This window comes from Collinsella aerofaciens, assembly GCF_015561195.1.
GTDB lineage: Bacteria > Actinomycetota > Coriobacteriia > Coriobacteriales > Coriobacteriaceae > Collinsella > Collinsella aerofaciens_AC.
Window position 1 is genome coordinate 191,922 of the sequence record NZ_JADMSU010000001.1, and the last position, 13,283, is coordinate 205,204.

Genomic DNA, 13,283 nt, shown 5'->3' on the forward strand with positions numbered 1-13,283 from the left:
ATTATATAGCAACGGCCCCGCATCCGTCAGTACAGATGCGGGACCGCAATCAACTCAATACACAGGGGTTGCGCCGTCAATAAATAGCTAAGCCAACCCCAACAATATGCCCGCCGAATGCACGACAAACGCCACGATCCAGGCGACCGTCACCTGAAACGCGAACACGGCAACGGCATAGCGCGCACCCAGCTCGCTCTTGACGGCACCGATGGCCGCCACGCAGGGCGGGTACAGCAGCGTAAAGATCAGGAACACGTAAGCGGTAAACGGCGAAAACATGGTCGACAGCGCCGCGGGTGACGTTGCACCCAAAAGTACGGTGAGGGTCGAGATGACGCTCTCCTTGGCGATAAGTCCGGTGACGAGCGCCGTGGATGCACGCCAGTCGCCAAAGCCAAGCGGCGCCAGCGCCGGCGCGATAATGCTACCCAGACCGGCAAGTAGGCTCTGCGACTGATCGGCGACCACATTAAAGCGAATGTCGAACGTCTGCAGGAACCAGATGACCACCGTAGCGGCAAAGATAATGGTAAAGGCCTTGGTAATAAAGTCTTTGGCCTTATCCCATGCCAGCATCACCGTCGTCTTGGCGCTCGGCAGACGGTAATTGGGGAGCTCCATGATAAACGGTACCGGGTCGCCCTTAAATGCCGTGCGGTTGAGCACCAAAGCCGCGATGCAACCGACCGCAATGCCAATCAGATAGAGCGAGACCATGGCGGGAACTGTCGCCTGCGGGAAAAACGCCCCGCACAGCAGACCGTAGACCGGCAACTTGGCCGAACAGCTCATGAACGGCGTGAGCATGACCGTCATCTTGCGGTCGTGCTCGGATGGGAGCGTACGGGTCGACATGATAGCCGGCACGGTGCAGCCAAAACCGACGAGCATAGGCACGAAGCTGCGGCCCGACAGGCCAAAGCGACGCAGCACTTTATCCATGACAAAGGCCACGCGCGCCATGTAGCCGGAGTCTTCCAGAATGGAGAGGAACAAAAAGAGCACGACGATAATCGGCAGGAAGGTCAGCACGCTGCCCACGCCCGTAAGCACGCCGTCGACAGCCAGCGAGCGCACCACGTCGTTGGTGCCGAACGCCTTGAGGCCCGCATCGGCCGAGGTGATGATGGCAGCGATGCCGTCCTCCATAAGTCCCTGCAACGCCGCGCCGATCACGCCAAACGTCAGCCAAAAGACGAGACCCATGATCACCAGGAACGCTGGAATGGCCGTGTAGCGACCCGTCAGGATGCGGTCGATCTTGACGGAACGCACGTGCTCGCGGCTCTCGTGCGGCTTGACGACGCAGCGCCCACACACGTCGCCGATAAAGCCGAAGCGCATGTCAGCCAGTGCAGATAGACGGTCGGTACCGGCCTCACCCTCCATCTGGGTAATGATGTGCTCGATGGCGTCAAGTTCGTTACGGTCCAGATGAAGCGCCTCGGTCACCAGCTCGTCGCCCTCAACCAGCTTGGTCGCCGCAAAACGCACCGGGATATGCGCCGTCGCGGCATGGTCCTCGATCAGGTTGGCAATGCCGTGGATGCAGCGATGCAGCGCGCCGCCGTCTGGACCATCGGGCGCGCAGAAGTCCAGGCGACCGGGGCGCTCGCGGAACCGCGCCACGTGCAAGGCATGATCCACCAACTCGCCAATGCCCTCGTTGCGGGCAGCGCTAATGGGAACAACAGGCACGCCCAGCAGGCTCTCGAGCAGGTTGACGTCTACGGCACCACCATTGGCGGTCACCTCGTCCATCATGTTGAGCGCGATGACCATGGGGCGGTCGAGCTCCATGAGCTGCAGTGTCAGGTACAGGTTACGTTCGATGTTGGTGGCGTCGATGATGTCGATGATGGCGTCGGGGTCTTCGTCCAAGATGAATTGGCGGCTGACGATTTCTTCGCCCGTGTACGGCGACAACGAGTAAATACCGGGCAAGTCGGTAACGCTCGCCTCGGGGTGGTTACGGATAGTGCCGTCCTTGCGGTCGACCGTCACGCCGGGAAAGTTACCGACGTGCTGGTTGGAGCCCGTAAGCTGGTTGAACAGCGTGGTCTTACCGCAGTTTTGGTTGCCGGCGAGGGCAAAGTGCAGCGGTGCGTCCTCGGGCACGGCCGTTTTTGCCGCACGGGGCGAATACGTCCCCTCGCCGAGTGCCGGATGCTCCGTCGTGCCGATTGCAGCGTTAGCGCGCGGACCCGTATCGGTGTCGTGAATACCCACAAGCTCGATGCGAGCGGCATCGTCCTTGCGCAGTGTCAACTCGTAGCCACGCAGACGGATCTCGAGCGGATCTCCCATAGGGGCGTATTTCATCATGGTGACTTCGGTGCCCGGCGTTAGGCCCATGTCCAAAATATGCTGTCGGAGCGCCTGATCATCGGATGTCACCGATGCGACAACGGCGTCCTTTCCGATCTCGAGTGTATCGAGCTTCACGTCCGTGTTCCTCCCCCGGCGCCCACAGGGCGTTGCATTTTGTTTACCTTGGCTAACCGTTTGCCATGGCTAACCAATTGTAACCATGCATGATAGCGCGAACACACAGCGACGTTCAATCAACAGATTGGTGCAAAGGGGACGGATTACTTTGCACCAAGCCCTTGAGAGCTAGAGCGATGCCGATGTCTTGGAACCGACAGCGAAAGCCCGCCAGAGCGAGCAAGGTGCCTTGAAACGAGGCGGCATTGACCTTCTGGTCATGCCGCCGAAGTTGAAAGGCAGATTGCCGCCCTGGCGGGCTTGCAGCGTCAAGTGGTTACGGCGTTTGGTAAAACGCCGTAACTAAAACCCGTGGCGTTCCAGGAAGCGGAAGGCTAGGCGAATCCAGGGACGGACTGCCGCCTGCTTGTCCTCATTGTCGACCGCGGTGTTGGCGTTGCCGAGCGAAAGCCCGTGACCGCCTTGGTCAAAGACGTGCATCTCGCAAGCGACGCCCTCCTCGGCCATGCGCTGCGCAAACGGATAGACCTGCGCGATCGGCGCCGTCTTGTCGTCGGACACGCCCCACACAAAGGTCGGCGGCATCTGACGCGAAACATGCGTGGTGGGGCAGATATCGGCCAAATGCTCGTCAGTTGCCTCGCCGCCCGTCACCATCGACAGGTAGTCGTTGAGCAAATCGCGCCCCGTCTTGCCGCCCGTCTTGGGCACACGCAAGTCGATGCGCGGATCGCGCGTCTGCATGTCGCGCACATAGGCAAAGTCGAGCAATGGATAGCCCAGCACCACGGCATCGGGACGAATGTCGTCCGGACGCGCCCCGGCAAGTGCCGCAAAGGGGCCGGTCTTCCACTGTGTTGCCAGCGAGGCGCAAATCATGCCGCCAGCAGAAAAGCCCACGACGCACACGCGCTTGGGATCGACATGCCACTCGTCGGCATTCGCACGCACCGTGGCGACCATCTTGGCGAGATCTGCCTGGGGGTGCGGAAAGCTCACGTCACCCGTAGAACTCGTGACATAGTTGAGCACAAAGGCCTGGTAACCGTGATCCAAAAACGCAAACGCCACGGGATCCTGCTCATGCGGAGCGATATGCGTAAACGCACCTCCGCCGCAGATAATCACGGCAGGGCGGCGGCCATTCGGTTTATCAGGCAGCGGCTCGGCACCCAAATACGTAAACGTCGCCGGATATTCCTCGGTCGGCTCCTCGCCCCACAGTGCATGGTTCTCGACAATCATATGTGCTCCCTTCGCGCAAATTAAGCGCCCTTGTTTTTCGCCTTCAAGCGTACCCCACTTGAACCCGTGACGCAGAAACACGCCAGCAATAAGTTTCCCTTCAACTGATATATCACATAATCCCAGCTCAGAGGTATCGCTGAGCAGCGTAGAATAGGGGGTGTTGACCAAGCCGCGAAACAGATATGAAACGTTTCCGGCAAACCAAACGCGCGATATGCGCCTATTTAAGTTGGAGGCAACTATGGGTCTGCTCGATTCGCTTAAGTCCACCTTCACCTCGACCGGCGAGGCGTCCGTTCCGCCCGCAGCAAGCTTCGCCACCCGCGAAGGCGTCATCTATGCCCCCGTCAACGGCGTGCTCGTCAACCTGGACGAGGTTCCCGACGAGACGATCGCCTCGGGCATGCTTGGCCAGGGCTATGGCATCGAGCCCATTACCGGCACCATCTATGCGCCCGCCAACGGCCGCATCGGCGCCACCACCGTCACCAACCACTCCATCGGCATGATTACCGAGGACGGTCTGCGCGTATTCATCCATGTTGGCCTGGGCACCGTGGAAATGAACGGCAAGGGTTTTGCCCGCTTTGTCGAGATGGGTGACACGGTCAAGGCCGGCCAGCCGCTCATCAGCTTCGATCGCGAGGCCATCAAGGCCGCCGGCCACGAGGACATCGTGACCGTCATCGTCTCCGAGCTCGATCGTCTTAAGAGCATCGACCATGTCGGCGAGTCCGGAACGCTTATCGGCGGCAACCCGCTCGTCAAGCTGGGCGACCCGCTGCTGGTAGCCAAGACCAAGTAGCCAGGCCCCGCGCCACACAGCCAAAAGGCACCTCGTCAAGCGCCCGCGACCATTTGGCCGCGGGCGCTTTTCGTTTGAAAAACCATCCCGCCAATGCCTTATCTGTATAGCCCAAATGAGCCGAGCTGCTAGAATATTGAACTGTATGGATAACTATCATTCAACCGTTATGGGAGGATACGTGAACCGCACCAAAATCGCGCAGCTCTATGCCGATGCCGAGTCGCTCGGCGGCCAGACCGTCACCGTCGCCGGCTGGGTCAAGTCCGTCCGCGACATGAAGAACTTTGGCTTTGTCACGCTCAACGACGGCAGCTGCTTCCGCGACCTGCAAGTCGTCATGAACCGCGAGGCACTCGACAACTACGACGAGATCGCCCATCAAAACGTCTCGGCCGCACTCATTTGCACCGGCACCGTCAAGCTGACCCCCGATGCGCCCCAGCCTTTCGAGCTTTCTGCCACTTCCATCGAGGTCGAGGGCGTCAGCGCCCCGGATTACCCGCTGCAGAAGAAGCGCGCAACCGTCGAGTTCCTGCGCACCCAGCAGCACCTGCGCCCGCGCACCAACCTGTTCCGCGCCGTGTTCCGCATCCGTTCTGTCGCGGCTGCCGCCATCCACCGCTTCTTCCAGGAGCGGGGCTTTGTCTACGTCAACACCCCCATCATCACCACGAGTGACTGCGAGGGCGCCGGCGAGATGTTCCGCGTGACCACGCTCGACCCCAAAAACCCGCCCCTCACCGAGGCCGGCGAGGTCGACTGGAGCCAGGACTTCTTTGGCAAGCATGCGAGCCTCACCGTGTCCGGCCAGCTCAATGCCGAGAACTTTGCCATGGCCTTTGGCGACGTGTACACCTTTGGCCCCACCTTCCGCGCCGAAAACTCCAACACCACGCGCCACGCCGCCGAGTTTTGGATGATCGAGCCCGAAATGGCCTTCGCCGACCTCAACGACTACATGGACAACGCCGAGGCCATGCTCAAGTATGTCCTCAAGGACGTCATGGCAACCTGCCCCGACGAGCTCAATATGCTCAACAAGTTTGTGGACAAGGGTCTGCTCGAGCGCCTGGACCATGTCGCCAACTCCGACTTTGCCCGCGTCACCTACACCGAGGCCGTCGAGATCCTGGAGCAGGCCGTCGCCGCCGGTCACAAGTTTGACTATCCCGTGAGCTGGGGCATTGACCTGCAGACCGAGCACGAGCGTTTCCTGACCGAGGAGCACTTTAAGCGCCCGACCTTCGTGACCGACTACCCGGCCGAGATCAAGGCCTTCTACATGCGCATGAACGAGGACGGCAAGACCGTCGCCGCCGCCGACTGCCTGGTGCCGGGTATCGGCGAGATTATCGGCGGCTCCCAGCGCGAGGAGCGCCTGGATCTGCTCGAAGCCCGCATCAAGGACCTGGGCATGAATCCCGAGCAGTACAAGTACTACCTTGACCTGCGCCGCTACGGTTCCTGCAAGCACGCCGGCTACGGTCTGGGCTTCGAGCGCTTGGTCATGTATCTGACCGGTGTGGGCAACATCCGCGACGTCCTGCCGCACCCGCGCACCGTGGGCAACGCCGACTTCTAATCGCCACAGCGTCACCAAACGCGTTCCAGCGCATCACGCCAGCGCCTCTTGGCAAGCCGAGGGGCGCTTTTTTCAACAGCATCCGTCAAGCTTTTGGCAAGTTTTTGGTCAGTTGGGCAGGGCTGTTGAAAACTCGACCCGCCGCTTGCCGACGGCTACCGACCGCCCAGGGCGTCCTGCACCCCTGGGAAAGCCCCGCGTCCTAGGCTCCATACCGTCGCCACCCAAAACGGAAAGGACGTGGGCGCCATGACCGAAACCGCTGTTGAAACTTACGAGACCACGACGAGGGGCGCCGCCTCGATGGCAGCCTATCGCGCCGTTCGTATCTTGCAACTATTAAGCGAAAACACCGGCGAGGACAAGGCCATGCTTTCCGATGAGTTGATCCGGCGCCTCGCCCATCCCGACGACCCCGCCCGCATGCCCATCTCGGCGGCGCGGCGCAGCATCTACACCGCCATCTCCGCACTTCGCCATGCCGGATACGAAATTGAGTACAAGCGCGGCGTGGGTTATCGGCTCTTGACCCGTCCGCTCACCGACGAAGAGATCATCCGGCTCCACGGCATGGTCATGCGCAACCGCTCTACACCCATCGCCATTCGAAAAAGCATGGCGCAGCACCTGGTCGCCATGGCGAGTGCCGACGTTCGCGGCTACCTCGATGCGCCCGAGCCTGCTCCAAGCGCAGACGGCAAATCCACCAAGGCCACACGCACGCCCGTCAAGCGCATCGATGCCTGCGAGCTCATCGAGCAGGCCATCGACCACGGAACCACGGTGAGTTTTGATATTTCGAGTGTCACGGCACGCGGAGAGGTCGAAGTGGCGCGGATGACACTCCGGCCCTTTGCCATCAAGCAACGAGACGGCATCTCGTATTTGCTGGGAACGGTCTATGACGCGCGAGGCGCCGATGACACGTTGCGTACCGTAGAGATCGGCCGAATGAGAAACGTCACCACACGTCTCCTCGACGGCAAGAAGCTCTTCGCCGCCCTGGACGAGGACGACGCCTCCTCCGCCGCATAAGACCCTCCGCCGCCCATTCGACTACCCGTACCGCCCATCCGATTCTGTATTAAAAAACCCGCCAGGCTGTTGTAAAAATGGACATCAGCGCTACTATAGTCCCACTTGCACTTTGTCCCAGTGCAGTGTTTCCAGCCATTTTTATACTGGGGGTAATGATATGAAGGACATCACCATCAGCCGCAGGAGCCTTCTGGTCTCCGCCGGCCTGCTCGCGCTCGCCCCGCTCGCCGGATGCGGCGGCAACTCTGGTTCCGGCTCTGCTGCCGCCGGTTCCGACTACACCATCGGCGTTCTGCAGCTCACCGAGCACTCCGCACTCGACGCCGCCAACGATGGCTTTGTCAAGGCCATCAAGGAGAGCGGCCTTAAGGTCAAGATCGACCAGAAGAACGCCCAGAACGACCAGTCCACGTGTAAGTCCATTGCCGACAAGTTCGTAGGCGATGGCGTCGATCTGATCTATGCCATCGCCACGCCCGCCGCGCAGGCCGCCGCTGGCGCCACCGCCGATATCCCCATCGTGGGCTGTGCCATCACCGACTACGCCGCCTCCGGCCTGGTCCAGGACAACGACAAGCCCGGCACCAACGTCACGGGCGCTTCCGACCTCACCCCGGTCGCCGAGCAGCTCGAGATGATGCAGAAGGTCCTGCCCGACGTTAAAAAGGTCGGCCTGCTCTACTGCACCGCCGAGTCCAACTCCGACGTCCAGATCAAGGCCGCCAAGAAGGAACTCGACAAGCTGGGCCTCGAGTACACTGACTTCACCGTCTCGAGCTCCAACGAGATTCAGTCCGTCGTCGAGTCTGCCGTGGGCAAGGTCGACGCGCTGTACTCCCCCACTGACAACACCATCGCCGCGGGCGCTTCGCAGGTCGGCCAGATCTGCAAGGAGAATAAGCTCCCCTTCGTGACCGGCGAGGAGGGTATGTGCATGGCCGGCGGCCTGTTCACCCTCTCCATCAACTATAAGGACCTGGGCTACGCCGCGGGCGAGATGGCCGTTAAGATCCTGAAGGGCGAGGCCAAGCCCGAGGATATGCCGATCAAGCACCTCTCGAGCAAGGACCTGGTCGTCGTCAAGAACGACGAGATGGCCGAGGCCCTAGGCATCGACCTTTCCGCTCTGGACGAGTAGCGCCATGCGCGGTAGCGCGTCTAGGGCACGCACTCGCGCCGTTGCCGTGTTATTCAATATCTGAGCCACAGGGGCGAACGCAAAAGACCGGCGTTCGCCCTGCTTGTTACGGATGAGACAAAACATCCGGCCGCAGCTCTTTTATGCATTGTTACCGCTATCATGGTGACTCACGTGTCCACCCTATCCTAGGAGGTATGAAGCATGCTCATTGCATTGCAGGGCGCCGTTTCGCAGGGCGTCCTCTGGGGCATTATGGTACTTGGCGTGTTTATCACGTTCCGCCTGCTCGACATCCCCGATATGACCTGCGACGGCAGCTTTGCCCTCGGCGGCTGCGTCTGCGCCGTGCTCATCGTCAACAATAACGTCGACCCCTTGCTCGCCGTGCTGGCTGGCATGTGCGCCGGCGCCATCGCGGGCGCTGTCACGGGCATCTTGACCACCGTTTTTGAGATTCCTGCAATCCTCGCCGGAATCCTTACCCAGATCAGTCTGTGGTCCATCAACCTGCGCATCATGGGCAAGTCCAATACGCCCATTCTTGCCAAGGGCACCGTGTTCTCGGCCGTCAGCAATATGACCGGTCTGCCGCAGTCCACCGTTGCCATCATCTTGGGCATCCTGCTCGCCGTGGCTATCGTTGCCATCCTGTATTGGTTCTTTGGCACCGAGATCGGCTCGGCGCTGCGCGCCACCGGCAATAACGAGTACATGATCCGCGCTCTGGGCGTCAACACCAACTCCACCAAGATGATCGCCCTCGTGCTCTCCAACGCCCTCATCGGCCTTTCGGGCGCGCTCATCTGCCAGAGCCAAAAGTATGCCGACATTGGTATGGGCACCGGTGCCATCGTTATCGGTCTTGCCGCCATTGTTATCGGTGAGGTGCTCGGCCGTCTGCTGCCCGGCGGCCTCACGCAGTTTAGCGTCCGCCTTGCCTCCGCCGTCTTTGGCTCCGTGGTGTACTTCCTTATCCGCGCCATCGTGCTGCAGTTGGGCATGGACGCCAACGACATGAAGCTGCTCTCCGCCGTAATTGTCGCTGTGGCCCTGTGCGTGCCCGTGGTTTGGGAGCGCTATAAGCTCCGCAGCTCCTACACGAAGGGGGATGAGGCAGATGCTTAAGCTCTCGCACGTCAAGAAGACCTTTAACAAGGGCACCGTCACCGAGAAGCGCGCGCTCACCGGCGTCGACCTCACCCTGAATGACGGCGACTTTGTAACCGTGATCGGCGGCAACGGCGCCGGCAAGTCCACGCTGCTCAACATGATCGCCGGCGTGTACCCGCTCGATTCGGGCGTTATTGAGCTCGACGGCACCGACATCTCGCGCCTGAGCGAGTCGCAGCGCGCCAAGTACCTGGGCCGCGTGTTTCAGGACCCCATGCGCGGTACCGCTGCCGACATGCAGATCGCCGAGAACCTGGCCCTCGCCAAGCGTCGCGGCCAGCGTCGCGGCCTTTCGTGGGGCGTCACCAAGGCCGAGAAAGATGAGTACGTTGAGCTGCTCAAGCGCCTGGACCTTGGTCTGGACACGCGTCTCAACGCCAAGGTCGGCCTGCTCTCGGGCGGCCAGCGCCAGGCACTCACCCTGCTGATGGCCACGCTCACCAGGCCGCGCCTGCTACTGCTCGACGAGCACACCGCGGCCCTCGACCCCAAGACGGCCTCTAAGGTGCTCAACCTGACCGAGGAGATCGTCGACGAAAACCATCTGACCACGCTCATGGTTACGCACAACATGAATGACGCTATCCGTCTGGGCAACCGTCTGATCATGATGCACGAGGGCCATGTGATCTACGACGTGGCCGGCGACGAGAAGAAGTCGCTCACCGTAGCCGACCTGCTGCAGAAGTTCGAGGAGGTCTCGGGCGGCGAGCTCGCCAACGACCGCATGCTGCTGAGCTAAACCTACCAAAAAGGGACAGGTTTATTTTGGCAGGTTTTATCTGCGCAAACGTCAAAACCGCCGCAAAGGGACAGACGCCCTTGCGGCGGTTTTCGCATATTATGTCGATAATCCGATATTCAACCAGACTTTCTGGCTAAGGACTAAGGAAACTGCCATGAAAAGACTCCCCCGCCTTGCGTTAGCCGCCGCGTTGTTTGCCGGCTCGCTCGCAGGCATCCCAAGCCTCGCTTTCGCGGGGAACCTGCCCGCCGCTATTGACGGCTCCGTGGCCGTCATGCACACCAACGATATCCACGGCAGCTACAAGTACAGCTACAACGCAAGCAAGGGCACCGGCACTGTGGGCTTTGACGGACTGGCGGTTCTCTATAGCGCCCAAAGCAGCGCCCCCGATCTTTTGCTCGATGCGGGCGATACCTTCCACGGGCAGTCCTTTGCCACCATGAGCGAGGGCAAGAGCATCGCCGAGCTCATGGACACCTTCTATGCAGACGGCTACGACGCGACCACGCCGGGCAACCACGACTGGAGCTACGGCGCGGACAAGCTCCGCACCATGACCGGCTACAGCCCCACCGGCACGCCCTTCGCCATGCTCTGCGCGAACGCGAAGTCTACGAGCGGCGTATGGAGCTCGAGTATCACCAAGACGCTCGATCGCACCTGGGAGGATAGCGAAGATCACTCCACATTCGACTACAAAATCAAGGTCGGCGTCGTGGGTGCCATGGATGAGTCGCTGGAATCCTCGCTGCGCGCGGACCTGGTCGCGGGCACCAGCTTCTCGAGTGCCGCGAACGCCATCAATGCCGAGGCAGAGCAGCTGCGCAAGGAGGGCTGCGATGTTGTTGTGTGTATCGCGCACACACTCGACGCCAAGACCTTTGCCACGCGGCTCCGTGGCGTCGATGCCCTTATCGCAGGCCACGAGCACATCAACCTTAACGAGAAGGTGACGGGAGCCGACGGCAAGACAATCCACGTTGTCGAGGCGGGCAGCGCCTTTGCCGAAGTGGGACTGCTTTCCGTCCCCTACGAGTACGACACCAAGGGCACCGAAAGCACCGACGATGACACGGTGGCGGTATACGCAGACAAAAGCGACGAGAAGCTCTATACCGCCAAGGACGTAAACGTTCTTTTGACCGACACCAACAAGGGCTCCACCTATCAGAGCATCCTTGATGAGGTCCACGACAACAAGATCAAGCCGCTCGACGATGCCTTTAGCGCCGCATCGAGCGAGGTGCTCGGCACGAGCTCTACCAATTATTTCTACGGCGAGAACGCATCTGGCACGCACGGCTGGGAGATGGTGCGCACCACCGATTTCCGCCCTAGCAAGGAGGGCGACACCACCAAGGCCCAGACCATCGGACATGTGATCTGCGGCTCCTATCTTGACCTGACGGGCGCGGACCTTGCCATCGAGAACGCGGGCGGCATCCGCGGCGGCATCGCTGCGGGCGATGTGACCGCCGGCAACGTCATCGCTATCTCGCCCTACGGCAACACCGTGGAGACCTGGACCATGACCGGTGCGGACTTCCTGGCAGCGCTCGAGCACTCGCTGCAGATCAGCGACGAGTGCAATCACAGCTACGAGCTTCAGCAAGCCTACGTAGCGGCCGGCCACACCGAGCAGGAGGCGCAAGACATGTACAAGTGGCGCGACGACTCCGGCAGCGTCCTTTCCTTCGGCGGAATCAACGTGACAATCGATTGGACGCAGCCCGAAGGCAAGCGCATCGTGAGCGCCACGCTCACCAAGGATGGCAGCACGCTCGACCCCGCCAAGACCTATACCGTCGCCACCAACAACTACATCATCACCAACACGACCGACTTCCCCACCTTCGCAAACGCCACCAAGCACACCGAGTGGGGTACCTGCGAGTCAGCGCTAAGGGCGCTAATTGGGCAGAACGGCTGGGAGAGCAAGATGGCCTCGCTCGCGGGCACCATCAGCTTTGGATCCGCTGCCGTGGACCCCACGCCCACACCGGCCCCGACGCCTGAACCCTCGCCTAAGACGGACGCGACGACCACGAAGGTCATCACCAAGAAGACGACCGGCAAGCTCGCCGCAACGGGAGACCGCACGCTAGCCGTGATCGGCGCATGCCTCATCGGCGGCATCGTCATCATCATTCTCGGCATTATCTGGAAGCGTCGACGCTAAGCTACACCGCCGGGCCTTGCAGCCCCGCCGCGTAAACCTTATATCGAGCACAGAAGCCCGTCCGAATTTGATCGGACGGGCTTCTTGGTGGGTATCATGGTTGGATGATCATGAGGAGGTTTCCCTACATGGAATTGTTTGAGCCAATTCTTCATTTCTTTGCACAACGATGGGTCCACAACATCATCTGGGCCGGTATCTTGGCCATCGGCACCGCCGTTGCCGCCAAAATCGCGTCCAAGACCCTGCACCACCTGCTTAACCGCGATGATAACCCGCTCCCAGCATCGAGCATCTTCATCAACATCGCGCGCGCCGTCATCTGGATGATCGGCGGCAGCTTTATCCTCGACAACTGTTTTGGCATTAATGCAAACGCCCTCGTCGCCGCTCTTGGCGTCGGCGGCATCGCCATCTCGCTCGGCTTTCAGGACACGCTGTCGAACCTTATCGGCGGTATGCAGGTGACCTTTATGGGCATTATCAAACCCGGCGACAATATCGAGGTCGGCGGCGTGTCGGGCGTGGTCCAAGATATCACCTGGCGTCACACGACCATCGAGGACGCCTGCGGGCAGACCATCATTGTGCCCAACTCCAACATCTCCAAGAACACGCTCGTGCATCTGATGCCCTTTGGGCGCGTGGCCGTGCCCGTTGCCGTAAAGGACACGTCTAAGTGGGCCTCGCTGGACGCGCTGGCAGATGAGCTTACCGACGCCACCAAGGCCGCGGTGCTTCCCATCTCTGGCTTTGACAAGGAGCCGTACGTGCTCTTTAGCGAGATCGGCGACTTTGGCGTCAAGGGCAAAATCATCTTTATCGTCAGCGACGATAGCACCACTTTTACGGCAGCCGACGCCTGCATTCGTGCCATCGCCCCCATCATCGCCTAGACCACCACAAAGGGGACAGGCA

At 60.8% G+C, this 13,283-nt stretch carries 10 protein-coding genes; 8 read left to right on the forward strand and 2 right to left on the reverse strand.

What is annotated here, in order from left to right; translation table 11 throughout:
* Positions 1 to 87: 87 nt before the first annotated feature.
* Both feoB and I2H81_RS00840 read right to left on the reverse strand, forming a co-directional pair.
* Positions 88 to 2,448: a ferrous iron transport protein B gene (feoB, locus tag I2H81_RS00835; RefSeq protein ID WP_195644179.1), complete on the reverse strand. Its 2,361-nt coding sequence runs from the start codon at positions 2,446 to 2,448 to the stop codon at positions 88 to 90.
* Positions 2,449 to 2,793: 345 nt separating this feature from the next.
* On the reverse strand, positions 2,794 to 3,696 hold the full coding sequence (locus I2H81_RS00840) for an alpha/beta hydrolase (RefSeq protein WP_195644181.1): 903 nt from the start codon (positions 3,694 to 3,696) through the stop codon (positions 2,794 to 2,796).
* Between the two features lie 244 nt (positions 3,697 to 3,940).
* Between I2H81_RS00840 and I2H81_RS00845 the strand changes: the two genes are divergently transcribed.
* The 8 genes from I2H81_RS00845 to I2H81_RS00880 all read left to right on the forward strand — a co-directional run bounded on the left by I2H81_RS00845 (position 3,941) and on the right by I2H81_RS00880 (position 13,261).
* Complete coding sequence (locus I2H81_RS00845) at positions 3,941 to 4,504, forward strand: PTS sugar transporter subunit IIA (protein ID WP_229057941.1); 564 nt, start codon at positions 3,941 to 3,943, stop codon at positions 4,502 to 4,504.
* Positions 4,505 to 4,685: 181 nt separating this feature from the next.
* On the forward strand, positions 4,686 to 6,089 hold the full coding sequence (gene asnS, locus I2H81_RS00850) for an asparagine--tRNA ligase (protein WP_271817465.1): 1,404 nt from the start codon (positions 4,686 to 4,688) through the stop codon (positions 6,087 to 6,089).
* A 249-nt stretch (positions 6,090 to 6,338) separates the two neighbouring features.
* Complete coding sequence (locus I2H81_RS00855) at positions 6,339 to 7,124, forward strand: hypothetical protein (protein ID WP_195644183.1); 786 nt, start codon at positions 6,339 to 6,341, stop codon at positions 7,122 to 7,124.
* Between the two features lie 160 nt (positions 7,125 to 7,284).
* Positions 7,285 to 8,265, forward strand: coding sequence for an ABC transporter substrate-binding protein (locus tag I2H81_RS00860; RefSeq protein ID WP_118094667.1), 981 nt, complete (start codon positions 7,285 to 7,287; stop codon positions 8,263 to 8,265).
* A gap of 204 nt (positions 8,266 to 8,469) precedes the next feature.
* Complete coding sequence (locus tag I2H81_RS00865; protein ID WP_006234992.1) at positions 8,470 to 9,393, forward strand: ABC transporter permease; 924 nt, start codon at positions 8,470 to 8,472, stop codon at positions 9,391 to 9,393.
* A complete protein-coding gene (locus I2H81_RS00870; protein WP_055250279.1) occupies positions 9,386 to 10,180 on the forward strand; it encodes an ABC transporter ATP-binding protein in 795 nt (264 codons plus the stop codon). Before I2H81_RS00865 ends, I2H81_RS00870 begins: the two co-directional genes overlap by 8 nt.
* 157 nt (positions 10,181 to 10,337) lie before the next feature.
* Positions 10,338 to 12,365, forward strand: a complete 2,028-nt coding sequence (locus I2H81_RS00875) for a bifunctional metallophosphatase/5'-nucleotidase (protein WP_195644185.1) — start codon at positions 10,338 to 10,340, stop codon at positions 12,363 to 12,365.
* 128 nt (positions 12,366 to 12,493) lie between these two features.
* Positions 12,494 to 13,261, forward strand: a complete 768-nt coding sequence (locus I2H81_RS00880; protein ID WP_195644186.1) for a mechanosensitive ion channel family protein — start codon at positions 12,494 to 12,496, stop codon at positions 13,259 to 13,261.
* The last annotated feature ends 22 nt before the right edge of the window (positions 13,262 to 13,283 follow it).

Excerpts from the sequence above, each read along its gene's own strand:
- I2H81_RS00840 (WP_195644181.1), bottom strand. The coding sequence starts at position 3,696 with ATGATTGTCGAGAACCATGCACTGTGGGGCGAGGAGCCGACCGAGGAA.
- I2H81_RS00875 (WP_195644185.1), top strand. The coding sequence starts at position 10,338 with ATGAAAAGACTCCCCCGCCTTGCGTTAGCCGCCGCGTTGTTTGCCGGC.
- I2H81_RS00880 (WP_195644186.1), top strand. The coding sequence starts at position 12,494 with ATGGAATTGTTTGAGCCAATTCTTCATTTCTTTGCACAACGATGGGTC.
- I2H81_RS00865 (WP_006234992.1), top strand. The coding sequence starts at position 8,470 with ATGCTCATTGCATTGCAGGGCGCCGTTTCGCAGGGCGTCCTCTGGGGC.
- I2H81_RS00860 (WP_118094667.1), top strand. The coding sequence starts at position 7,285 with ATGAAGGACATCACCATCAGCCGCAGGAGCCTTCTGGTCTCCGCCGGC.
- I2H81_RS00855 (WP_195644183.1), top strand. The coding sequence starts at position 6,339 with ATGACCGAAACCGCTGTTGAAACTTACGAGACCACGACGAGGGGCGCC.
- I2H81_RS00845 (WP_229057941.1), top strand. The coding sequence starts at position 3,941 with ATGGGTCTGCTCGATTCGCTTAAGTCCACCTTCACCTCGACCGGCGAG.
- I2H81_RS00870 (WP_055250279.1), top strand. The coding sequence starts at position 9,386 with ATGCTTAAGCTCTCGCACGTCAAGAAGACCTTTAACAAGGGCACCGTC.